20 protein-coding genes are annotated in these 22,242 nt (G+C 76.4%); 11 read left to right on the top strand and 9 right to left on the bottom strand.

From position 1 onward, the window contains the following. Positions 1–57: 57 nt before the first annotated feature. The 4 genes from AB2U05_RS05335 to AB2U05_RS05320 form a co-directional block, all read right to left on the bottom strand. Entirely contained in the window at positions 58–240 is a 183-nt protein-coding gene (locus tag AB2U05_RS05335) for a hypothetical protein (RefSeq protein ID WP_045701233.1), read from the bottom strand. 121 nt (positions 241–361) lie between these two features. Next, positions 362–2,005, bottom strand: coding sequence for a BCCT family transporter (locus AB2U05_RS05330; RefSeq protein ID WP_369182553.1), 1,644 nt, complete (start codon positions 2,003–2,005; stop codon positions 362–364). Between the two features lie 142 nt (positions 2,006–2,147). Then, positions 2,148–2,519, bottom strand: a complete 372-nt coding sequence (locus tag AB2U05_RS05325; RefSeq protein WP_045701231.1) for a MerR family transcriptional regulator — start codon at positions 2,517–2,519, stop codon at positions 2,148–2,150. Between the two features lie 64 nt (positions 2,520–2,583). Next, entirely contained in the window at positions 2,584–3,369 is a 786-nt protein-coding gene (locus AB2U05_RS05320) for an alpha/beta fold hydrolase (protein WP_369182552.1), read from the bottom strand. Between the two features lie 328 nt (positions 3,370–3,697). Here AB2U05_RS05320 and AB2U05_RS05315 point away from each other — a divergent pair, with 328 nt between their 5' ends. Continuing rightward, on the top strand, positions 3,698–4,828 hold the full coding sequence (locus AB2U05_RS05315) for a sulfite oxidase (protein ID WP_063889717.1): 1,131 nt from the start codon (positions 3,698–3,700) through the stop codon (positions 4,826–4,828). Positions 4,829–4,847: 19 nt separating this feature from the next. On the opposite strand, the gene AB2U05_RS05310 is transcribed toward AB2U05_RS05315, so the two are convergent. After that, a complete protein-coding gene (locus AB2U05_RS05310; RefSeq protein ID WP_045701262.1) occupies positions 4,848–5,498 on the bottom strand; it encodes a TetR/AcrR family transcriptional regulator in 651 nt (216 codons plus the stop codon). Between the two features lie 191 nt (positions 5,499–5,689). Continuing rightward, complete coding sequence (locus AB2U05_RS05305; protein ID WP_244178958.1) at positions 5,690–6,655, bottom strand: acyl-CoA thioesterase II; 966 nt, start codon at positions 6,653–6,655, stop codon at positions 5,690–5,692. Positions 6,656–6,791: 136 nt separating this feature from the next. Between AB2U05_RS05305 and AB2U05_RS05300 the strand changes: the two genes are divergently transcribed. Both AB2U05_RS05300 and AB2U05_RS05295 read left to right on the top strand, forming a co-directional pair. Next, positions 6,792–8,198 (top strand): SWIM zinc finger family protein, encoded by a 1,407-nt coding sequence (locus AB2U05_RS05300; RefSeq protein ID WP_369182551.1) that lies wholly within the window; start codon positions 6,792–6,794, stop codon positions 8,196–8,198. Then, complete coding sequence (locus AB2U05_RS05295) at positions 8,195–10,996, top strand: DUF6493 family protein (protein ID WP_369182550.1); 2,802 nt, start codon at positions 8,195–8,197, stop codon at positions 10,994–10,996. The genes AB2U05_RS05300 and AB2U05_RS05295 overlap by 4 nt, the downstream gene beginning before the upstream one ends. Positions 10,997–11,062: 66 nt before the next feature. On the opposite strand, the gene AB2U05_RS05290 is transcribed toward AB2U05_RS05295, so the two are convergent. The 3 genes from AB2U05_RS05290 to AB2U05_RS05280 all read right to left on the bottom strand — a co-directional run bounded on the left by AB2U05_RS05290 (position 11,063) and on the right by AB2U05_RS05280 (position 13,560). Further along, a complete protein-coding gene (locus AB2U05_RS05290) occupies positions 11,063–12,310 on the bottom strand; it encodes an MBL fold metallo-hydrolase (protein WP_369185902.1) in 1,248 nt (415 codons plus the stop codon). 282 nt (positions 12,311–12,592) lie between these two features. Further along, positions 12,593–13,045 carry a MaoC family dehydratase gene (locus AB2U05_RS05285; protein ID WP_045701227.1) on the bottom strand — a complete coding sequence of 151 codons (453 nt, stop codon included), beginning with the start codon at positions 13,043–13,045 and terminating at the stop codon, positions 12,593–12,595. A 77-nt stretch (positions 13,046–13,122) separates the two neighbouring features. Further along, positions 13,123–13,560 (bottom strand): pyridoxamine 5'-phosphate oxidase family protein, encoded by a 438-nt coding sequence (locus AB2U05_RS05280; protein ID WP_369182549.1) that lies wholly within the window; start codon positions 13,558–13,560, stop codon positions 13,123–13,125. A gap of 204 nt (positions 13,561–13,764) precedes the next feature. Here AB2U05_RS05280 and AB2U05_RS05275 point away from each other — a divergent pair, with 204 nt between their 5' ends. From AB2U05_RS05275 to AB2U05_RS05240, 8 genes are all read left to right on the top strand, one after another. Next, the gene (locus AB2U05_RS05275; protein WP_369182548.1) at positions 13,765–14,643 is read left to right on the top strand and encodes a hypothetical protein; all 879 of its coding nucleotides are present in this window, start codon (positions 13,765–13,767) and stop codon (positions 14,641–14,643) included. A 280-nt stretch (positions 14,644–14,923) separates the two neighbouring features. Further along, entirely contained in the window at positions 14,924–15,403 is a 480-nt protein-coding gene (locus AB2U05_RS05270; protein WP_369182547.1) for a hypothetical protein, read from the top strand. Further along, positions 15,397–16,344, top strand: a complete 948-nt coding sequence (locus AB2U05_RS05265; protein WP_369182546.1) for a hypothetical protein — start codon at positions 15,397–15,399, stop codon at positions 16,342–16,344. Before AB2U05_RS05270 ends, AB2U05_RS05265 begins: the two co-directional genes overlap by 7 nt. Before the next feature lie 111 nt (positions 16,345–16,455). Beyond that, complete coding sequence (locus AB2U05_RS05260) at positions 16,456–17,352, top strand: SAF domain-containing protein (protein WP_369182545.1); 897 nt, start codon at positions 16,456–16,458, stop codon at positions 17,350–17,352. Further along, positions 17,352–18,671, top strand: a complete 1,320-nt coding sequence (locus AB2U05_RS05255; RefSeq protein ID WP_369182544.1) for a hypothetical protein — start codon at positions 17,352–17,354, stop codon at positions 18,669–18,671. The genes AB2U05_RS05260 and AB2U05_RS05255 overlap by 1 nt, the downstream gene beginning before the upstream one ends. Further along, positions 18,661–20,355 (top strand): CpaF family protein, encoded by a 1,695-nt coding sequence (locus tag AB2U05_RS05250; protein WP_369182543.1) that lies wholly within the window; start codon positions 18,661–18,663, stop codon positions 20,353–20,355. Before AB2U05_RS05255 ends, AB2U05_RS05250 begins: the two co-directional genes overlap by 11 nt. Then, complete coding sequence (locus AB2U05_RS05245) at positions 20,355–21,323, top strand: type II secretion system F family protein (RefSeq protein WP_045709583.1); 969 nt, start codon at positions 20,355–20,357, stop codon at positions 21,321–21,323. The genes AB2U05_RS05250 and AB2U05_RS05245 overlap by 1 nt, the downstream gene beginning before the upstream one ends. After that, positions 21,320–22,198: a hypothetical protein gene (locus AB2U05_RS05240; protein WP_045701217.1), complete on the top strand. Its 879-nt coding sequence runs from the start codon at positions 21,320–21,322 to the stop codon at positions 22,196–22,198. Before AB2U05_RS05245 ends, AB2U05_RS05240 begins: the two co-directional genes overlap by 4 nt. Positions 22,199–22,242 lie beyond the last annotated feature (44 nt).

Genomic DNA, 22,242 nt, shown 5'->3' with positions numbered 1-22,242 from the left:
CACCGCGTCCGGGTGGGACGGCGGTGCCGGGGAGGGGGCGAGAAGGGGGCGGGCCGGTTACTTGCTCGCGGTGGCGGCGGTGGTCGCCGTGCCGTGCCGGACGGTCTCCACGGTGGCGCCGACGCCGAAGGTGCCGAGGGCGATGGAGGCGAGGACGGCGGTGCAGGCGAGCAGGCGGCGGTGGCGCTGGGGCAGCGGGAAGCGCGGTTCCTGGTAGGGCGTCGGAGGGCTGGCGTTCATGACAGGGAGGGTTCCAGTGCGGTGTGAACGGTCGGTACGCGCGGGTGAAGTCCGGACGGGGGTTGGGCGTCGGTTGGTCGCACCCGCCCCACCCCGGCTGCGGGTGGGGCGTATGCCCAGGTCAGCGGCGGGTTCGTTGGTCGGCGAGGGCTTCGCCGACGGCGACCCGGACGGCGTCGCGCAGGCCGTGCGAGGGGTGCAGGCGGGAGGGCCCGGCGGCCGGGTCCTCGCGGAGTTCCTTCACCAGGGAGACGCACAGCAGCAGCATCACCACGACGAAGGGCAGCGCGACCAGGATGGTGGCGTTCTGCAGCGCGGTGAGCCCGCCGGCGAGCAGCAGGGCGGCGGCGACCCCGCCCATCAGCACGCCCCAGACGACGACCAGCCAGGTGCGGGGGTGGAGTGAGCCCCGGCTGGAGAGGGAGCCGAGCACGAGGGAGGCGGAGTCGGCGCTGGTGATGAAGAAGGTCATCACCAGCAGGACGGCGACGACGCTGGTGACGGAGCCGAGCGGCAGCGAGCGCAGCATCTCGAACAGCGAGGCCTCGGCGCCGCGCGGGATGGTGGCGACGAGGTCGGCGGCGCCCGTGGTGACGAGCCGGATCGCGGTGCCGCCCATGACGCAGAACCAGATGACGGTGGCTCCGCTGGGCACGAGCAGCACCCCGAGCAGGAACTGCCGGATGGTGCGGCCGCGCGAGATGCGGGCGATGAAGGTGCCGACGAAGGGCGCCCAGGAGAGCCACCAGGCCCAGTAGAAGATCGTCCAACTGCCGAGCCAGCTCTCGTCGGTGAACGCCCCGGTCTGGGTGGACATGCCGAGCAGGTCGGAGAGGTAGCCGCCGACCGTGGACGGGATCGAGTCCAGGACGAACACCGAGGGCCCGAAGAGGAAGACGAACAGCATGATCAGCGAGGCGAGCACGACGTTCGCGGTGGAGAGCCACTTGACGCCCTTGTGCACGCCGGAGAAGGCGGAGAGCACGAAGGCGGCGGTGAGCGAGCCGATGATGACGAGCTGGGCGTTCTGGGTGTTGCGGACGGAGGAGATGTAGCCGAGCCCGTCCGCGACCTGGAGCGCGCCGAGGCCGAGGCTGGTCGCGGAGCCGAAGACGGTGGCGAACACGGCCAGCAGGTCGATGGCCTTCCCGGGCAGGCCGTCGGCGCCGCGCTGCCCGATCAGCGGGACGAAGGCGGCGGAGACGCGGTTGCCGCGGCCCTTGCGGAAGGTGGTGTAGGCGAGGGCGAGGCCGCCGACCGCGTAGATCGCCCAGGGGTGCAGCGTCCAGTGGAAGAGCGAGAACTCCAGGGCCTGCTGGGCGGCGGCCGCGCTCTGCGGTTCGAGGCCGGAGCCGGGCTGCGGGGCGGCGAACAGCTGGAGCGGTTCGCCGACGCCGTAGAACATCAGGCCGATGCCCATGCCGGCGCTGAACATCATGGCGACCCAGGCGAGGGTGGAGAACTCCGGTTCGTCGTCGTCGCGGCCGAGCCGGATGCGGCCGAAGCGGCTGAAGGCGAGCAGCACGGTGAGGACGAGGAAGACGTCGGCGGCGACGGTGAACAGCCAGCCGAAGTTGTGCAGCACCCAGCCGAGCGCGGTGCTGGAGGTGCTGCCCAGGGAGTCCTCGGCGAACACGCCCCAGGCGACGACGCCGAGGACGAGCACGGCGCTGACGCCGAACACCGTCCGGTCGGTGGGGAGGGTGCCGGCGGGTTCGTCGGGCTCCTTCACGCGCTGGTCGGTCTGCGGCGGTTGGCTGCTCATCGGGTGGACCTCTCGACATGCTCGCGGGTTCAAGCGGTATGTCGCACTATGTCCAGTCCGCGCGGTGAGCGGGTGGAGGGCGCGCCGGGGGAGCCGAGGGTCGGGACCTACGTCCCGTCGGGCCTCGGCTCCGCCCGGCCGGTCAGGCCGCGCGCTCCTCGCCGGGCGCGTGCGCGCCGGCCAGGTAGTGGGAGAGCGCCCGGCGGCTGCGGGTGAGGTCCTCGATCCGGGCGTCGAGGTCGGCGAGTTCGCCGCGCAGGGTGGCGAGCAGGTCCGGGCAGGCGACCAGGGCGGGGACCGGGCCGGTGGCGCAGGGCAGGGTCTCGGCGATGACCCGGGTGGGCAGCCCCGCGGCGAGCAGGCTGCGGATCTGCCGCACCCGTACGGTGTCCTCCTCGCCGTACTCGCGGTAGCCGGCCGCGGTGCGGGCGGGCCGGAGCAGGCCCTGCTCCTCGTAGTAGCGGAGCAGCCGGGCGGACACCCCGGTCAGGCGGGCGAGTTCTCCGATGCGCATGACGGGGCGAACGCGGGCCGCGGCCGGGGTGTTCCCGGCCGCGGCCGTCCGGCGGCTCGGTCCTTCAGGATCCCGGCTTCAGGAAGTCCAGGACGACGTCGCGCAGTTGGGGCAGTGCCTCGACCATCGGCAGGTGCCCGCAGGGGAGTTCGACGTAGCGGGCGCCGGGGATGCCCGCGGCCAGCAGGCGGTGCTGGGCGGGCTGGACGAGCATGTCCTCGGCGGCGCCGACGACCGTGGCGGGCACCGCGACGGCGGCCAGCTCGGCGCGCACGTCCGTCCGGGCGGCGAGCCGGAACTGCTGCGGGAAGCCGTCCGGCTGCGGGGAGTTGAGTGCCTGCCGCAGCTCCGCCAGCCGGTCGGCGGGCAGCGCGTCCACCCAGCTGTGGCCGAAGACGACGGTGAGCATCAGGTCGGCGAGCTCGGCCGGCCGGTCGCGCAGGCGCACCATCGTCTCCGACAGTGCGCTCTGCCGGGCCGATCCGCCGGCCAGGCCCGCGACGAGCAGCAGCGAGCGGACCCGCTCCGGGTGCCGGGTGGCGATCCGGACGGCGACGGCGGCGCCCAGCGAGTAGCCGGCCACGTCGAAGGCGGTCAGGCCCTCCTCGTCGGCGACGGCGACCAGCCGGTCGGCGTACTCGTCCAGGGTGGGCTCGCCCGGCTCGTACGGGCTGTCGCCGGAGCCGGGGTAGTCGGGGGCGACGACGGTGCGGTGGGCGGCGAGGTCGGGCAGCAGCGGGCCCCAGTTCCCGGCGGCGCTGCCGGCGGCGCCGTGCGCGAGCAGCAGGCCGGGGCCGCTGCCGCGGACGATCCGGGCGAGCGGGGCGAAACGGGTGGTGGTGGACGGCACGGGTGCTCCTCGGCGGGTGACGGGTGACGGGTGACGGGTGGCCGGCGTCGGGTGACGGGTGGCCGGTGACGGGTGGCCCGGTGGGCCTTCCCGCCGGCACCGGGAACGCTAGGAGTTCACACCGGTGAGAAGGTCAAGCCGCGGGCCCCGCCCGGAGGCCCTGGTCACGTAGCGCGCCGGAGCGCTTACGCTGGGGTCGGGAGCGCCGTCCGCACAGTGCCGTCCGGGTGCCGCGGCGCTCCTGCGCCGGGGCGCCCCCTGTGCCCGCGTCGGCCGCGCCGGTGTCCGCGCCCCGCGCCGGGTGGCCGCCGAGGAGGTGCCCAGGCCCGTGCCCGGAAGCGTCAACGTGCCCGGAATCGTCAAGCCACTGCCCGCCGCGTGGTTCGTTCCGCACGACACCAACGCCGAGATGCGGTGGGAGGCCCTGCGCGACGCCGACGACGGGCCCGTCGTCGGCCGCCACGTCCCGGTGGAGCGGTTCTTCGTCCGCAACCACACCGGCACCCCGCTGATCGACCCGGACCGCTGGCGGCTGAGGCTGTTCGGGACCGGTCTGCGCGGCGCCCCGGCGCCCGGGCGGGCGGTCGAGTTCGGCCTCGACGACCTGCGGGCGCTGCCGTCCACCCGCCTCGGCGCGCTGATCGAGTGCGCGGGCAACGGCCGCAGCTTCTTCCACCGCCGGCAGGGGCACCGCGTCCCGGGCACGCCGTGGGCGCTCGGCGGCATCGGCTCGGCGCTGTGGCGGGGCGTCCGGCTGGCCGAGGTGCTGCGCGCGGCCGGGCTGACCGGCGGCGCGGTGGACGTGCTGCCGACCGGCCTGGACGCGGACTACGTCGTCGGCGGCACCAACTACGGCCCGGTGCGCCGCCCGCTGCCGATCGCCAAGGCGCTGGACGACGCGCTGCTCGCGTACGAGATGAACGACGAGCCGCTGACCCCCGACCACGGCGCGCCGGTGCGGCTGGTGGTGCCCGGCTGGGTCGGTGTCGCCTCGATCAAGTGGGTCGGCAGCATCGAGGTGGCCGACCACCCGCTGTACTCGCCGTGGAACACCGACTTCTACCGGATGTTCGGCCCGGGGCACCCGCCCGCCGGCGGCGCCCCGCTCACCGCCCAGGTGGTCAAGTCCGCCTTCGAACTGGCCGAGGGCGCGCGGCTGGAGGCCGGGCGCACCCACCGGCTGCACGGGCGGGCCTGGTCCGGCACGGCCCCGGTGCGCCTGGTCGAGGTGAGCGCGGACGGCGGCCGGAGCTGGCGGCCCGCCCGGCTGGACGAGCCGGCGCGGGCCGACGACTGGACGCGCTGGAGCTTCGACTGGCGCCCCGCGCGGCCCGGGCGCTACGAGCTGCGCGCCCGCGCGACGGACCGCGGGGGCGCCACCCAGCCCGAGCGGGCGCCCTTCAACCGCGAGGGCTACCTGTTCGGCGCGGTGGTGGCGCACCCGGTGACGGTGGTCTGAGGGCGGCCCGGGGGCCGGCTCAGCCGGTGGACTGGACCTCGTACGGGGCCGGGTAGTGCGTCTCGTACGGGGCCAGCACCAGCCGCACCACGTCCTCCAGGCGCCGTCTGGCGTCCCCGAGCGTGGTGCGGCCGGTCACCCAGGCCGTCAGTTCGCCCTGCCAGGCGTGCGCGACGATGTGCCGCACGAGCTCGCTGGCCGCCGCCGGCACCTCCGCGGTCACCGCCTGCAGGGCGGTGCTGTCGGCCCGGGCCATGCCCTGCAGCGCCTCGCTGGCGAAGGGGTCGGTGGAGGCGGCGACGGCGACGCGCAGCCGGGCCAGTTCGGGCTGCCGCTGGTAGGCCCGCATCCCGCCCCGGACGAACCGGACCGCCCGGTCGGTGGCGCCGAGCCCGGCGCGTGGCCCGCGCAGCTCGGCCACCAGGTCGGCCAGCAGCAGGCGGTGCCATTCGGCGATCGCGGCCGCCAGGAGGTGGTCCTTGGAGGAGAAGTAGCGGTACGCCGTCCCCAGGGCGACTCCGGACCGCTCACAGACCTGCTTCATCTGCAGCCGCTCGACTCCGATCTCGTTCACCAGGGCGAGCGCGGCCGCGATCAGATTGTCGCGGCGTTCGAGCTGACGTGGAGACATCGCCTCCACCGGCCGTGGTGACAGGTCAACCTTGGTCACCCGCACCATGATACGGGCCGGGGCCGCTCAGGAGTATGACGCCGTCCGGCCCCCTTCCGTTCGCCGGGCGGTCACCGGGGCGCGCGGGGAGGCCGGATGGAGGCCGGATGGAGGTCGGGCGACGGTCCGGCGGAGGCCGGACGGAGATCGGGCGGAGGTCGGACGAAGGTGAGGCGGAGTTCAGGCGGAGGTCATCGGGGGTCGTCGCCGCCCCGCTCGGCCCGCCGACGGCGCGGCCGCTGCTGCAGTTCGCGGATCAGCGCCTCCTGGACGGCGGAGGCGACCAGCCGGCCCTCCCGGTCGTAGAACTCGCCGAGCGCCAGGCCCCGGCCGTCCGAGGAGGACGGGCTGCGCTGGGCGAACAGCAGCCACTCGTCGGCCCGGAACGGGCGGTGGAACCACATCGCGTGGTCCAGCGAGGCCATCATCAGCCGGGGCGGCTCGGTGCGCTGGAGGAAGTTCGGCTGCTGGTGCAGCCCGGCGGTGGAGGCCAGCGTGAGGTCGGACAGGTAGGTGAGCGCGCAGACGTGCAGCAGCGGGTCGCCGCTGGGCAGCGGGGAGGCGATGCGCAGCCAGACGAACTGCTGCGGCATGCCGGGCACGGCCGGCGGCACGCCCGGGGCGTCGGCCGGGACGAAGCGCAGGTCGAGGTCGCGGAAGCCGTCCATGGCGACCTCGGGGCCGCTGCCGGCGGTCGGGGCGGGCTGCTGCGCGCCCCAGTGCGAGAAGGAGTCCGGCAGGCTCTCCGGGGCGGGCAGCAGGGGCATCTCGCGGTGCCGGTCGTGGCTCGGCTCGGCGCTCTTGAAGGAGGCGGAGAGGGTGAAGATCGCCGCGCCGCGCTGGAGTGCGGTGACGCGCCGGGTGGTGTAGGAGAAGCCCTCGCGGATGCGCTCGACCTCGTACCGGATCGGCCTGGTGGGGTCGCCGGGGAGCAGGAAGTAGCCGTGCAGGGAGTGCACGGCGCGGTCCGGGGCGCAGGTGCGGCCGGCGGCGGTGAGCGCCTGCGCGGCGACCTGGCCGCCGAAGGCGCGCATCGGGGCACCGGCGTGGCAGTGTCCGCGGAACGTGTTCTCGTCCAGCTGCTCGATCTCCAGCAGGCCGGCGAAGGATCCGGTGGTCCGGACGGTGCTGATGTCCTGTTCGGTCAGGTCGGTCACGCGCCCATAGTGGCAGAGACGGCGGTGCCGCGGTGTGACCTGGGTAACGCGGGCGGGGGCGGGAGGGTCGGTAGAACCTGTTCCAGTCGGGCGCCCGGTGGAGGGATTGTCGGACCCATCACCTAGCGTGCTCGGCATGACGCAATCCGCACACGCGTACGCCTACCTGCGTCCGTCGGCCGTCCTGGACGGCGCCGGCGGCCGGCGGCTCGACCTGGCCACCTCCGGCGGCGCCACCCCGCTCGGCACGGCGGCCAACCCGCGCTTCTTCGCGGGCTTCCTGGCCGACCCGGCGCCCGCCGCCGCCGCGCTGCTCGCCGTCGCGGACGTCGCCGCCGCCCGCTACCACCAGCCGCGGCGGCGCGCCTCGCTCGACCCGGTGGTCACCGCCAACGGGGACCGGCTGCGCTTCGAGTCCTTCTCCGGGTGCTGCGGCGTCCACGCCCGGCTCGACGTGCTCGCGGCCGGGCTGGACGGCGGCGAGATCGGTCACGGCACCACCAACGTCGACGTCAACGACCCGCTGCGGGAGGCGCTGACCAGGATCGGCCCGGCCGATCCGCTGCACCTCGCGGTCGGGCCCGACGCGCTGGAGGTCACCGGCCTCGACGGGCGGCTGGTGGAGAAGAAGGTGCCGCTGCCGGAGCGCTGGCTGCGCGGCTTCGCCGAGACCCAGGTGGTCGCCGCCGGGTTCGACCTGCGCGCCGAACTGCCCGCCGCCGAGGCCGTCCGCTTCCTGCGCGCCCTGCCGCGCTCCGGCCGCGGCGCCACCGGCTGGGTCGTCCCCGCCGGGCGGACGCTGCGGCCGACCACCCGCCCGGTGCCCGGCGCGGTCTGCCTGCCCGGGCCGGAACGGCTGGTCGCCCTGCAGCGGGTGCTGCGGCACGCGCTCGCCCTGCGGGTGTACGGGCCGCCGGCCGCGGCGGCACCGGCCGCCTCCGCCTGGGAGGTGGCGCTGCCCGGCATGCGGCTCACCCTGACGCTGTCTCCGGACGCCTCCCGCGGCTTCTCCGGCGAGGGCGGCGTGCTCACCGCGCTCGCCGGGAGCACCGTCGAGCAGGACGCCGAACTGGTCGCGGCGCTGCTCGCCTGGGAGCCGCGGATCGAGACCGGCGAACTCGCCGAGCAGGCCGGGATCGGCGCCGAACGGGTCCGCGCCGCGCTCACCCGGCTCGGCACCGCCGGGCAGATCGGCTACGACACCGCCGAGGCCGCCCACTTCCATCGGCAGCTCCCGTACGATGCCGGGCGCGCCGAGGCGGCCAACCCCCGGCTGCGGGCCGCCCGGGCGCTGGTCGCGGCCGGTGCGGTGCGCTTCGAGGAGGGCGGCGCCACGGCCGTCGTCACGGTCGGCGACCACCTCCAGCGGGTGCGCACGGACGCGGCGGGGCGGGCGGGCTGCACCTGCCTGTGGTGGGCCAAGTACCGGGGCGGGCGCGGGCCGTGCAAGCACGTGCTGGCGGTCGCGATGGTGCGGGAGGCGGCGGGGTCGGCGGGTCCGGCGGGGTCGTCGGGTCCGGCGGGGTCGGAGGTGCGGGGATGAGCGGGGCGACGGCGGCGGTGACGGCGGCGGAGAGGGCGGAGGCGATGGTGACGGAGACGGCGCAGGGGACGGAGGCCGGGGCGGTGACGGCCGAGGAGCGGGTCGAGCGGCTGCTGGCGGCCGTCCGCGGCGGGCGGGCGTCCCGAATACCCGCGCTGGTCGACGCGATGGACCGCGCGCAGCGGCGCACGGCCCTGCCCGCCCTCAAGGCGCTGCGCAAGGAACTGCGCGACGACTGGTCGAAGGACGGGCTCGCCACCCGGCACGCCCTGATGCTGGCCGGAGCCGGCTGCCACCCCGGCCCGGCCGGGGCCGCCACCTGGCTGGCCGGCAGCGACTTCACCCCCCGCGACTGGGCGTGCAGCCCCGAAACGGCCCGGCTGTTCGAGGCCCAGCCGGCCGACTGGCAGGTCGAGGTCGTCACCCGGCTGGCCGACCGGCCCGACCGGACCCGGGGCTGGTGGCCGTACTACCGGCTGGCCGCGGCCGTCCTGCGGCGCACCGGCTGCCCGGTGCCGCGCAGCGAGACCTTCGTGCGCGCCTGGTTCAGCCAGGCGTTCACCGACTCCGGGCCGCGCCCGCCGCTCGCCGAACGGCTGCGGGCCCACCCCTTCACCCCGGCGCTGCTCCCGCTGGTCCTCGAACTCGTCGACGTCTCGTACGAGTTGACCAGGCGGCTCAGCCCCCGCCCCGGAGACTGCTGGACCGAGGCGATCGCCGAACTGGCCGCCGCCGGCGACGTGGACCGCTCCGACCTGGTCGACCGCTGCCTGGCCCGGCTGCTGCGCGGCGGCATGGCGGCCGACCAGCGGGCCTTCCTGGAGCTGCTGCGCGCCCTCGCCCCCACGCCCGAGGAGTACGCGGCGCGGCTGCGCGACCTCGTGGCCCTCCTGGACGGGCTGTCAGTGGTCGCCGGACACGCCCAGGAGGTGCTGGCCGGGCTCGACGACGCCGGGCTGATCGAGCCCGGGGCGCTGTTCGAGGCCTCGGCGGTGGTGCTGTTCCGCACCGAGAAGAAACTCGTCCGGGCCCAACTGCGCTGGCTGGAACGGGCCGCCCGGCGCTCGCCCGAGCGGGCCGGCCCGGTGGCGCTCGCCGCCGCCGACGCCTTCGGGCACCCCGACCCGGGCGTGCAGGAACGCGCGCTCAACGTCGTCGCCCGGCAACTCGCGGCCGCCGGCCCGGCGGTGCTGCCCGACCTGCGGCAGGCCGCCGAACTGCTGAACCCCGTGCACCACCCGCGCGCCGGCGAACTGTTCGGCGCGCCGGTCGGCGACGGCGCCCCGGCGGCGGACGCGGACGAACTGCTGCCGCCCGTCCCCGCACCGCGGCCTCTCGGGGCGCCGATCGACTCGGCGGCCGAACTCGCCGAGGAGCTGTCCGCGCTGCTCGCCGCCGAACTGCCCGGCGTCGCCGCCTTCGAACGGGTGCTGGACGGCCTCGTCCGGCACGCCCACCGGGACCGGGCCGGGCTGCTCGCCGCGCTCGAACCCGTCCGGCGGGTCCACCCCTGGCACGGCGGCGCCCGGTGGGCCGACTGCACGCCCGGCGACGTGCTGTACGTCGTCGCCGCGCTCGCCGGCGAGACACCGCCGCGCCGGCTGTGGGACACCCTGCACGGCGCGGGCGGCTCCCCGCTGCGCACCCCGCGCGGCACCGTGTACGGCAACGCGCTCGCCGCCCGGCTCGAGGAGGCCGCCTGGCAGGTCACCGCGACCCGCCCGCCGTACCTGCTCGCCACCCCGACCGACGCCACCGGCGCCCTCGCGCCCCGCGTGCTGGTCGAGCGGCTGGCCGGCTACGAGGAGGCGGGCGTGGCGCCCGGGCCGGCCGACCTGTCGGCGGCCCTGCTGCGGGTCGGGCCGCCGGCCCGCGGCGACGCCGTGGACGAGGAGGTGCTGAGCGCCGCCGAGGCGCTGGCCTCGCCCGCCGGGCGGTGGCTCGCGCACTGGCTGCGCACCGGCGGGCTGCCCGCCCAGCCGTCCGAACGCGTCCTCTTCGCGCCCGGCCGGGGCTCCCGGCACGGCCACCACTACGGCGAGCGCTGGTGGGAGGACGTCCGGCGCACGGTCGTCGCCCAGCCCGGCCTCGGCGCCGCGCCGAAGGGCTCGGCCGTCGAACACCTCGCTCCGGAGTTCCGGGACCTGCTCGCCGCCACCGAGCCCAGCGTGGCCCGGGCCCGCCGGGCCTTCGACTGGTCCTGGCTGCCGATCCGCCCGACGCACTGGGCCGCGATGCTCCCCTGGCACCGGGAGGAGCTCGCCGCCCGCTGGCTCGACCACTTCGCCGGGGGCGCCGACCGGGACGAGCGCGGCCCCGGCCGGCTGCTGCCGCTGCTCGCCGAGTCCGGCGGCCCGGCCGGGCTCGCCCTGCACCTGGCCCTCGCCTACGGGCTCGGCGCCCGGCACGCCGAGGACCGCACCGGCGCCGTCGACGCCCTGCTGGTGCTCGCCGCCCGCGGCCAGCTGGACGCCGAACTGCTCGGCCGCGAACTCGGCGAACTCACCGCCTGGGGCACCGTCAAGGCCGGCCGGCTGGCGGCGGCCCTCGCCCTGGCGGCCGGGACCGGCGCGCACCGCACGACGTGGTCGGTGCTCCGGGCCGCCCTGCCCGGCCTGCTCGGCGCGGTCGAGCCGGCCACCCGGGGCCTCGGCGATCTGCTCGCCGTCGCCGCCGACTGCGCCCGCCGCACCGGCGCGCGCGGGCCGGTCGCCGAGGTGACGGCGCTCGCGGAGCGCACCGGCTCCGCCCGGGCGGTCAAGGAGGCGAGGACGCTGCGCGATCTCCTCGCCATGTGATCCGGGGCAGACGGCTGACAGATAACAGGTAACAGATAACAGATGACAACTTTCAGCGAACAACTTTCAGATAACAGAGTTTGAAATCTGTTCGCTGAACTCTGTCAGCTGTCCGCCGCCGGCTGCCGGCGCCGCGTCCACCCGCGTTCCCGCCGGAGCGCCACCGACCGCCTCACCTCTCGCCTCGCCGCCCGCCTCACCGCCCGCGTCGCCGACCGCGTCGAACCGGGCGGCCGAGACGGCGCGCCACCACGGGTGCAGCGGCGGCGGGTCGGCGGGCTCGAAGGGCTTGCCGGGGCGGGGCACCGCGAGGCGGGCGCCGAGGGCCCGGGCGGCGGCGACCACGCGCTCGGCGGGCTCCTCCCACGGGTGCAGCGCCAGGTTGAAGGTGCACCAGTGGATCGGCAGCATCAGCCGCCCGCCCAGGTCGAGGTGCGCCCGCACGCCCTCCTCGGGCGTCATGTGCACCTCCGGCCAGAAGTCGCTGTACGCGCCGACCTGCATCATCGTCGCGTCGAACGGCCCGAGCCGGCGGCCGGTCTCGGCGAAGCCGGGGAAGTACCCGGTGTCCCCGCTGTGGAAGATCCGGTGCCCGCCGCCGCTCACCACCCAGGACGCCCACAGGAACAGCGCGCTGGTGCGCGGGCCGCGGCTGCAGTAGTGCCGGGCCGGGGTGGCGGTGAGGGTGAGCCCGGCGACCTCCGCCGACTCCCACCAGTCCAGTTCGACGATCCGCCCGGCCGGGACCCCCCAGTGCTCCAGGTGCGCCCCCACGCCCAGCGGCACGGCGAACACCGCGTCGGTGCCGATCAGCGCGCGGATGGTCGCCATGTCGAGGTGGTCGTAGTGGTCGTGGGAGACCACCACCACGTCCACCGGCCCGAGTTCGGACAGCGGCAGCGGCACCGGGTGCAGCCGCTTGGGCCCGGTCCAGGAGAACGGGGAGCAGCGCTCGCCCCAGACCGGGTCGAGCAGGACGCGCCGCCCGCCGATCTCGGCGAGCACGGTGGCGTGGCCGAGCCAGGTGAGCCGCAGCCCGGACTCCGGGGGCGCGGCGAGGTCGGCCGGCAGCAGCCGGTGCACGGGCACGGCGGCGGCCGGGAAGCGGCGGGTCTTGTCCCCGGTGAGCTGGGCGCGGGTGATCTCCAGCGGGCTGCGCTCGTAGACCAGGCGGCGGGTCGGCAGCGGGTTGCGGAACGCGCCGTCGGCGTACTGCGGCGAGCGGCGGATGCGGGCCAGCCGTTCGCCCCGGGGCTCGGCCCCGAAGGCCTCGGTCCGGACGCGGTGCCAGGCCGCGCGGGGCAGCCCGGCCAGACCCGGGACGGCGCGGTCGGCGGCGGGGCCGGCGGACGGCGGGGCGAGCTGGGCGGACAGACCGGCGAGGCGGGAGAACCACGGGGCGGGGCGGGGCACGGCTCCTCCAGGGACGGTCACGGCTACCGGGCATGCCGGGGCGCGCACCGCAGGGGCCGCAGGGCCTGCTGCGGTGCGACAACCATCTCGTCGGAGGTTACTCGCCGTGGGCCGTTCGGACCCGGTGGGAAGCCGGCCGCGGGCCGAACGGCGTACCCGGGGGCAGCCGCTCCACGGGCCCGCTCAGGCGTAGAAGCGGGTGATCGTCTCGGCGACGCAGTGCGGCTTGGCGCTCGCCTCGCTGGTGATCGTGAACCGCACCACCGCCTGCACGCCGCCCGGCACCTCGGTGGCCGAGACCAGTTCGGCCCGTGCCCGGATCGCCGTGCCCACCGGCACCGGCGCCGGGAAGCGCACCTTCTCCGAGCCGTAGTTGAGCGCCATCCGCACGCCCTCGACGCTGTAGCACTCCTTCGCCAGCACCGGGATCATCGACTGCGTCAGGTAGCCGTGGGCGATGGTCGAGCCGAAGGTGCTCTCCTTCGCCCGCTCCGGGTCCACGTGGATCCACTGGTGGTCCCCGGTGGCCTCGGCGAACAGGTCGATCTGCCGCTGCTCGATCGTGTGCCACTCGCTGGTGCCCAGTTCGGTGCCGACGGCGGCGGTCAGCTCGGCGAGGGAGGCGAAGCTCGTCACGGTGCGCTCCTGGAAGGGGGACGGGCCCCGAGGCGGGGCCGGAACGCCGGAAGCGTATGCCTACCCGCTGGTATCTGTCAGGAGCGGTCCGCGAAACCCGGCCGCCGCCCGGTCGGGAACAGCCGCCGCCCGCTGACCAGCTCCGGCGCCAGGGCGACGAACTGCGGCTCCGGATCGCCCACCCACGGCCGCAGCCCCGAGCGCAGCACCCGCCGCACCGCCTCGGGGTCGCGCAGCACGTCGGCCCGCCCGTGCACGAGCACGCTCCAGCCGGTGCGGGTCACCGGGTCCAGCAGGTCGGCCTGGAAGGCCACCACGGTGCCGTCGAGCCCGCGCGCCGTCGCGCTGTCCCGGCGGACGGCGAGCACCAGCAGGCCGTCCAGCACCTCGAACGAGACCGGCAGGACGGCCGGCAGCGCGTGCTCGGTGTACACCACGCGCCCCACGGGCACGGTGCTGAGCAGCCGCAGGCACTCGGCCTCGCCCAGGGTCTCCACACGGTCCTCACGCTCCATGCGTCCGATCGTCCTCCGGTCGGCGCGTGCGTCGATAGGGCCCATGGTCCCTGGGCGGACGGGTCGGGAGCCCCGCCGGCGGCCGTCCGGGGCGGTAGCCTGCCCGGCGGCGCAAGGTCGCGCGCCCGCCCGCAGGACGGCGGCGGGGCGCGGTGGGCGGCGGCCCCGGGAGCGCCCGAGGCCGGCACGGGAGGGGGCGGACGGATGGCGGGCGGGGTCGACCTGGTGGTGATCGGGGCGGACGGCGGGCCCGACCGGGCCTTCGGCGGCTCGGCGCGGGCGGCGCACGGCGCGCGGCTGCTCGCCGAGGTGCTGCCCGGGATGTGCTTCGACACCGGCGCGGCCGGCTGCCGGGTCGCCGTGGTGCCCCCGGACGCGGACGCCAACGCGATGCTCACCGCCGTGCGGGAGGCGGCGCAGCACCCGGGCCGCTGGCTGCTGGTGTGCCTGGTCGGCCAGTTGGCGGCCGATCCGCGCGGGCGCCGGCTCGCCCTGGTCACCGCCGGCAGCACCCCCGACAACGCCTACCGGCGCGGCCTGGCCTGGGACTGGGTGGTCAGCGCGATGGTCCACGGCGGCCACGAGGAGGCGCTGCTGCTGGTCGACGCCGTCGCCGACCGGGACACCTGGGCGGCGCTCGAACGCGGTGGCGGCGAGGACGGCGCGGGCGAGCTGCTCAGCTACCCGCGCGTCCCGCTGTGGGGCCGGGTCGGCCGGTACGCCCCGGGCAGACGCGGCCGGGACGCCGTACTGCCGGGCGGCGAGGGCTCGTTCAGCCACGCCCTCACCGCCGTGCTGCGCGGCGGCGTCCCGGGAGCCCCCGCCGCCGTGTCCGTGCCGGACCTCCAGCCGGCCGTCGCCGCGCTGCTCGACGGCGGCGCCCCGGCCCGCGCCGGGGCCGGCGCCCCGGCCCCGCCGTCCGGTGCGCCCGGCGCGCGCCTGCTCGTTCCGCCGCAGGGCGGGCGCCTGTTGATGCGCAATCGGGCCGCCGTTCGGGGCGCATTGGCCGGATTGTCGCTTTCCGAAGAACTGTTGGCCGTTCTGTGGCGGGAAAGTGCCCCGAGGCAACCGCCTCCCGCGTAAGGTCAGGGGGCCTGAGGTGTTGCCGTGATGGGGTGGGTTGGCGAAGAATCGATCCCCGGCGGAAACACCGGCAGGGCGGCGGAATTCTTCCGGCGGCCGTGGATCACGGATCGTTCGGTCGCGATGAGGTGGGGCGATGCGGCAGCGCGGAAATGTGTTGCGCCCTGGGGCGATTGGGGTCGGTGGGGCGGTTCTGGTGGTGCTGCTCGGCGGGTGTGCGGGCGGTGGTTCCGCGGGTTCCGCCGATCGTCTCGGGACCGCGGTGCCCACTGTTGCGGGAGTGAACCCGGTAACCCCTTCGAGTGGTTCCGCAAACGGCTCGATCGCGCCGACCGACGGGCCGGAGGGCGCGGCCGGGCGCTCCGCGCTGAGCACCTATCAGGACTGGTGGCGGGCCCAGGCGGAGGCTTTCGGGCGCACGGATTCGGACGGCATCGCGCTGGAGGCGTACTCCTCCGGGCGCGCACTGTCCGACACCGTCTCCGGGCTGCGGCAACTGCGGGACGCGAAAATGGTGATGACCGGCGAGCCGCGCAATTCCCCCGTGGTCAAGGCCGTCGACCTGAAAGCCGATCCGCAGACCGTCGTGATCGAGGACTGCGTCGACGTGTCGGGCTGGCACCGCGTCGACGCCGTGACCCGGGCCGCGCGCGAACCGGCCGGAGCGCTGAGCCGGTACGTCGCCACCGCGTCCCTGCGCAACTTCCAAGCGCATTGGCTGATCTACGACTTCAAGCGGGAGGTGGGCCGGACATGCTGAACGCGGGAGGAGCGGGCCGGCGATTCGCGGTGGCCGCGGCGCTGTCCGCCGGATTGCTGCTGCCCGGGGCCGGCGCGGCGACGGCGGACGAACCGCCGTCGGCCGGGGCCGAGCAGTGCTATCCGAGCGTGATCTGCGAACACGCCGACAGCGGGACGACGACCACCCCCGGCTCCGCGCAGACCGGCGGCACCGGCAGCGGCGGCGGGGGATCGGACGGCCCGCCGGTGTGCGGCTACCACGGCAAGGAATGGGCCTGCCACGACCCGCAGTTGGGCTGGTTCAACAACGGCGCCGGGTGCTACTTCAACCCGCTGGACCAGCCGCTGCCGGAGGGCGACAAGGCGTGGGAGGGGCACAAGCCCTCGGAGGGCGCGATCTACTCCAAGGTCTGCCCGCAGACGGACGGCGGGCTGGGCGGTGCCGAGTTCGTGTTCGTGGAGAACGGGAAGGGCGCGGGCCCGATCTCCCCGGAGGACGTCGCCCGGGACATGGTCTACCACCGGATCACCTACCCGGTGCCGGAGGTCGGCATCGCGCCGCAGGGCACGGCCGTGGTGAACAGCCCGGTCTGGCTGTGGGCGAAGAACGCGACCCCGCCGAAGTCGGACCCGCTGGGGGTGGCGGGCGCCAAGGTCGCCGTCACCTCCCGGCTGGAGCGCGTCGAATGGGACGTCGAGGGCCGCAAGGTCGTCTGCGCGACGGCCGGCACGCCGTACCAGGCGTCGTACGGCGCGGCCAAGTCCCCCGACTGCGGCACCGAGTTCACCACCGGCTCGGGCAGCAGGAAGGACGGCGTGTTCACGGTGACGGTGAAGGCGGTCTACGCGGCCGACGTGGTCATCACCGGCTCGGTGAACAAGACCTTCACCATCCCCGGCCTGGTCCGGGTCGGGCAGGCCACCACGCTCAAGGTGGCCGAGGTGCAGGTCCTCAACTGACCGTACGGGCACGGGGGTGCGGGTGCGGACCGCCCGGCGGCAGCGGGGCGGTCCGGCAGTGACGGCGCGGGACGACGAGGACGACGAGGGACGAGGGAAGGGCGGAACCCGGTGGACAACCGTACGTATCCGACGCCGGGGGCCGGCGCACCCGCGGGCACCGCGGTGTCCGCGGCCGCCCCGGACCAGCCGGGCGACGGCGACGGCAGGCGCCGCGGACGGGCCGCGCCGCACACCCCCGGCCGGGCCATGGGCGCCCGGCGCCGCCGCCCGGCGGTGCTCGCGATGGCCGTCGCGCTGATCGCCGCCGGCGGCCTCGGCGGCGCGGCGCTCTACAACAGCACCGGACAGCGGGTCGCGGTGCTGGCGCTCGCCCGGGACGTCCCCTGGGGGCAGGTGATCACCGAGGACGACCTGGTGACCGCCCGGATCGCCGGCGACCCGGCGCTCAAGCCGCTGTCCGCCCAGGACCGCGGCCGGGTGATCGGCCTGCGGGCGGCCACCGACCTCAAGCGCGGCGCCATGCTCACCGGCGCCGACGTCGCCCAGGCGCTCACCGTGCAGCCCGGCCAGATCGTGGTCGGGGTGTCCGCCAAGCGCACCCAGCTGCCCGCCGGCCGCCTCCAGGCCGGGATGCAGATCGTCGTCGTCTCCACCCCCGACAACGGCCGGGCCGACTCGCTGCCCGCGACCGTCATCACCGTGGGCCGGGTGGACACCGACGGCAGCCAGGTCGTCGACGTGGCGGTCGGCGCGGCGGACGGGCCCCGGCTCGCCCAGTGGGTGCAGAGCGGACGGATCCAGGTGCTGCTCGCCCCGCGCGCGGCGGCGGGCGCCCCCGGCGCGGGTGCCCCGGCGGCGTCCGGCGCGCCCACCGGGGCACCGTCCGCAGCGCCGTCCGGCGCGCCCACCGGGGCATCGGCCGGAGCACCGTCCGGGGCGCCCACCGCCGGCGCCGCGCCCGCCGGCACCGGCAGCGCGCCCCCGGCCGGGACGGGCGGCGCCTGATGGCGGTGATCGCGGTGGTCGGCGGCCCCGGCGCCCCCGGCGCCACCACGACCGCCCTGGCCCTGCTGCTCGCCTGGCCCCTCCAGCCCGGCCGGCGCGTCCTCCTGGTCGAGGCCGACCCGGACGGCGGCGCCGTGCTCGCCGGCGCCCTGGAAGGCCGGGTCGAGGCCGTGTACGGGCTGCGCAACCTCGCCGTCGCCGACCGGCGCGGCCTGCTCGCCCAGACCATCTGGGAACAGCTGATCGACCTCTCGCCCGAGGGCGACGCCGACCGGCTGCTGCTGCCCGGCCTGACCGACCCCGCCCAGGCCCCCGGCCTCGCCTACACCTGGGAACCGCTCGCCGAACTGCTGCACGGCCTCGAACCGCAGGGCTACGACGTCATCGTCGACCTCGGCCGCTCCGGCGCCACCGGCCCCAGCGCCGTGCTCGCCCGCCGGGCGGACGTGGTCGCGGCCGTGGTGCGCACCACGCTGCGCGGGCTCAGCGCGGCCCGCCCCCGGCTCGCCGCGCTCGCCGAGGACCTCGCCTCCGGCGGCACCGGGGCGGACGCGCTCGCCCTGCTGCCGGTCGGCGAAGGGCCGTACCCGGCGGCGGAGGTGTCCCGGGAGCTCGGGCTGCCGGTGCTCGGGCTGCTGCCGCACGCCGCCCGCACCGCCCGGGTCCTCTCGGACGGCGGTGACACCACCGACCGGCGGTTCGTCCGCTCGGAGCTGATGCGCACCGCGCGCTCGGCGGCGGACCAGGTGCAGCTGCTGGTCCGGCGCCGGCGGCAGCGGCTCGCGCCGGGCGCGGTGCCGCTGCCCGCGGCGGGGGCGGCCGCGGTCCAGGCCGGGCAGGCCCCGCCGGCCGCGGTCCCGGCGGCTGCTGTCCCGGGCGCTCCTGTCCCGCCGGCGCCGGCGCCGGCACAGGTGCCCGGGCCGGTCCCGCCGTCCGTGCCGACCCCCGGCCCGGCGGCCCCGTACGGCGGCACGCTCCCGTACACCGGCACGCTCCCGTACGGCGCGCCGGACCCGTACGGCCCCGCCGGCCCGGCGGAGCAACCCTCCTACGCCCCGCCGCAGACCACGCCGCCGGTGATCACCACCGGGCCGGTGGCGCCGCTCGCCGGGCTGGCGCCGCAGCCGGCCGCGCCGGCGCCGTTCCCCGCGCACGTGCAGCCGCAGCAGGCCGGGGCCGAGTGGCGGCCGTCCGGCCGCGCCGACCAGGCCGACCAGTCCGACCAGTACTCGCCCCAACAGCCGGACGTGACGGATCGTCAGAATCTGGTGGACGGCCGGTACCCGTACAACCCCGGGGAGGTGCTCCGTGCGCGGTAGCCCCCTGCACCAGCACCCGGCGGCCGACCCGGCCGCCCTGCCCTGGGCCCCGCCCCAGCACGCCCAGCAGCCGCAGCACGCCCAGCAGCCGCAGGGCGTCCAGCAGCCGCAGAGTCCCCAACAGCCCCAACAGCCCCAACAGCCCTACCGCCCAGGCCCGGTGGCGCCGCAGCCCGCCGCCCCGCAGCCCGCCGCCCCGCAGCCCGCCGCCCCGCAGCAGGGCGGCGGCCCGGCGGCCGGGCCCACCGCCGTCCCCTCCCAGCTGCCCTCGCTCGACCTGCGCGGCGCCGCCACCCGGCCGGCCGTCGACCCGCAGGTCGCGCGCGAGCTGAAGCGCCAGGTCGCGGCCGAACTGCACCAGCAGATCAGCCGGTTGACCGCCGCCTCCGGCTCCGAGCCGGACCGGGCCACCCGCCGCCAGCGCGGCCGGGCGCTGATCGAGGAGGCCGTCGCCCGCTGGTCCGACGCCTACGCCCAGACCCACGGCATCCCGCCCACCCGCGAGCAGGACCGCGCCCTCGCCGAGGCCGTCTTCGACCTGCTCTTCCGGGCCGGCCGGCTCCAGCCCTACCTGGACGACCCGGAGATCGAGAACATCCTGGTCAACGGCTGCGACGACGTCTGGGTCTCCAAGGTGCACCAACCCCTGCGCCAGGTCCCGCCGGTGGCCGACAGCGACGCCGAACTCGTCGAACTCCTCCAGGACCTGGCCCGCCAGCACGGCGGCGGCGAGCGCGGCCTGTCCACCGCCAGCCCGACCCTCGCGCTGCGCCTGGAGGGCGGCATGCGCCTGCAGGCGCTCACCGAGGTGACGCCCCGCCCGTACGTGGCGATCCGGCGCCACCGGGTGGCCTCCGCGACGCTGCCCGAGATGGTCGAACTCGGCACCCTGGACGCCACCCTGGCCGCCTTCCTGGCCGCGGCGATCCGGGCCCGGAAGAACGTGATGATCACCGGCACCCAGGGCGTCGGCAAGACCAGCCTGCTGCGCGCGATGGCCGCCGAGATCCCGCCGGACGAGCGGATCGGCACCCTGGAGTCGGAGTTCGAGCTCTGGCTGCACACCCTCGGCCACCTGCGCCAGGTCGTCCCGATGGAGGCCCGCGAGGGCAACGGCGAACGCGTCGAGGGCCGCCCGGCGGGCGAGTTGACGATCGGAGACCTCATCCCCGCCGCGCTGCGCATGACCCTCTCCCGGATCATCGTCGGCGAGGTCCGCTCCGGCGAGGTCGTCCCGATGCTGCGCGTGATGACCAACGGCGAGGGCGGCTCGATGTGCACCCTGCACGCCCGCGGCCCGCACATGGTCGTCGACCGCATCGCCGAACTCTGCCTGGAGTACGGCTCGCACATGTCCGACGCGCTCGCCTACCGGCTGACCGCCAACGCCCTGGACCTCATCGTGCACGTCGCCATGGTCGACGAGACCGCCGTCGGCGGCCGCCGGCACCGCTTCGTCTCCCACGTCCTGGAGGTCGCCGGCCTCGGCGAGAGCGGCCGGCCCGCGCTCAACACCGTCTTCGGCCCCCGGCCCGAACTCGGCGAGCCCAGAGCCGTCCCGCACACCCCGCCGCAGTGCCTGGACGACCTGCGCCGGGCCGGCTTCGACGCCGCCCTGCTCGGCTCCCGGTACGGGAGTTGGGCCGCCCCGCTGCAGCTGCGGATCGGCGGTGGCGCCCGGTGATGCTGCTGTACGCCCTGTGCGGGCTCGCGGTCGCGGCCGGCCTGGTCGCCCTCGCCGCCTGGGCCCGCGGCTCCGAACCGGCGGGCGCGGACGGCGCGGACGGCGACGACGCCGGGGAGAACCCGCTGGCCGGCCGCATCCACGTGTTCTGGTACGGCGCCCCCGGCACCGCCTCGCTGCGGATGGTCCGGCTGCGCCGCGTCCAACTGCCGCTCGCGCTCCTCGGCGCCCCGCTGGCCTGGCTGTTCACCGGCATCCCGCTGACCGCGCTGCTGGTGCCGCTGGCCGTCTTCGGCCTGCCCTGGCTGTTCGACACCACCCGCCCCGACACCCACCGGATCGAGCGGCTGGAGGCACTGTCCGAGTGGACCCAGCGCATCGCCGACGTGCTGCTGCTCGGCGTCGGACTCAACCAGGCCATCGTCACCAGCCGCCGCACCGCCCCCGCCGCCCTGGAGGCCGAGATCGGCGAACTCGCCGCCCGCCTGCAGGCCCGCTGGCGCCCCGAGGAGGCCCTGCGCTCCTTCGCCGACAGCCTGGCCGACGCCACCGCCGACAAGGTGCTCGCCGCCCTCGTCCTGCGGGCCGGCGACAGCGGCCCGGGCCTGGCCCGCACCCTCGCCGACATGGCCGACTCGGTGCGCGAGGAGGTCCGCCAGCGCCGCGCCATCGAGGCCGACCGGGCCAAGCACCGCACCACCATCCGCTGGCTGGTCGGCATCATCGTGCTGGTCGTCGCGGTCGGCTCGTTCAACACCGAGTACACCCGCCCGTACGGGACCTTCCTCGGCCAGGTGGTGCTCGCCGTCGTCGCCGCGCTGTTCGTCGCCGTCATCGCCTGGATGCGGGCCCTGGCCTCCCACCCGCCGGTGCCCCGGCTGCTCGCGCCCGACCGGCGCAGCAAGGGCGCGCGCCGGCCGGGCGCGAGCAGCCCGGAGCCCGCCGAACCGCCCCTGGAGGCCCGGTGATCTCCCCCTGGTCCGTGCTGGCCGGCGCCGCCGCGGCCGGCGGCCTCGCCCTGCTGATCGCCGAACTGCGGCCCGCGCCACCGGACCTGCACCAGGCGCTGGACCGGCTGCACCGCGCCCCCGCGGACGGCCCCGAGGACCCGGACGAGCGTCCGGGCTGGTACGACCGGATCGGCGCGCGCACCCTGCAGGTGCGCGGGGTGTCCGTCCCGCGCCGCGAACTCGCCCTGATCGGCCGCAGCCCGGCCCGCTTCATGGTGCACAAGCTGCTGTTCGCCGTGATCGGCCTGGTGCTGCCCGCCTACCTCGGCGCGATGGCCGCGCTGATGGGCCTCGGCCTGCCGTTCACGCTGCCGCTGGTCGCCGGGCCGCTGCTGGCCGGCCTGCTCTGGTTCGTCCCGGACGCCATCGTGCGCGGCGAGGCCAAGGAGGCGCGCACCGAGTACCTGCACGGCATCGCCGCCTACCTCGAACTCGTCGCCATGGAACGGGCCGCCGACTGCGGGCCGGCCGAGGCGCTGCGCCGTGCGGCCTCGGTCGGGCAGGGCGCGGTGTTCCGGCGGATCCGCGACGCGCTGGAGCGCGCCGCCACCGACCGCCTCCCGCCCTGGGCCGGACTCGACGCGCTCGCCGAGGAGTTGGGGCTCGCCCCGCTGCAGGACACGGCCGACATCATGCGGCTGTCCGGCAACGACGGCGCCGCCGTGTACGACACCCTGCGGGCCCGCGCCAAGGGCCTGCGCGGCGAACTCCTCGCCGAGGACCTGGCCCGCGCCAACGCCGACAGCGAGCGGATGGTCGCGCCCGGGGCCGCCCTGACCCTGCTGATGACCGTCCTGATCGTCTTCCCCGCGATCCACCAGATCCTCAACTGAGGCCGAGCGGCCGCAACTCCTCACCACACCACACCCCCGGGAGA

The sequence above is a fragment of the Streptomyces sp. Y1 genome, from assembly GCF_041053115.1.
GTDB classification, from domain to species: Bacteria; Actinomycetota; Actinomycetes; order Streptomycetales; family Streptomycetaceae; genus Kitasatospora; species Kitasatospora rubellomurina.
This window is presented reverse-complemented; position numbering and strand designations above follow the sequence as displayed.

Bases quoted from the DNA above. Each gene is read 5' to 3' on its own strand.
- AB2U05_RS05275 (WP_369182548.1), top strand. From the start codon at position 13,765: ATGGCGGGCGGGGTCGACCTGGTGGTGATCGGGGCGGACGGCGGGCCC.
- AB2U05_RS05335 (WP_045701233.1), bottom strand. From the start codon at position 240: ATGAACGCCAGCCCTCCGACGCCCTACCAGGAACCGCGCTTCCCGCTG.
- AB2U05_RS05280 (WP_369182549.1), bottom strand. From the start codon at position 13,560: ATGGAGCGTGAGGACCGTGTGGAGACCCTGGGCGAGGCCGAGTGCCTG.
- AB2U05_RS05255 (WP_369182544.1), top strand. From the start codon at position 17,352: ATGGCGGTGATCGCGGTGGTCGGCGGCCCCGGCGCCCCCGGCGCCACC.
- AB2U05_RS05245 (WP_045709583.1), top strand. From the start codon at position 20,355: ATGCTGCTGTACGCCCTGTGCGGGCTCGCGGTCGCGGCCGGCCTGGTC.
- AB2U05_RS05300 (WP_369182551.1), top strand. From the start codon at position 6,792: ATGACGCAATCCGCACACGCGTACGCCTACCTGCGTCCGTCGGCCGTC.
- AB2U05_RS05265 (WP_369182546.1), top strand. From the start codon at position 15,397: ATGCTGAACGCGGGAGGAGCGGGCCGGCGATTCGCGGTGGCCGCGGCG.
- AB2U05_RS05330 (WP_369182553.1), bottom strand. From the start codon at position 2,005: ATGAGCAGCCAACCGCCGCAGACCGACCAGCGCGTGAAGGAGCCCGAC.
- AB2U05_RS05325 (WP_045701231.1), bottom strand. From the start codon at position 2,519: ATGCGCATCGGAGAACTCGCCCGCCTGACCGGGGTGTCCGCCCGGCTG.
- AB2U05_RS05295 (WP_369182550.1), top strand. From the start codon at position 8,195: ATGAGCGGGGCGACGGCGGCGGTGACGGCGGCGGAGAGGGCGGAGGCG.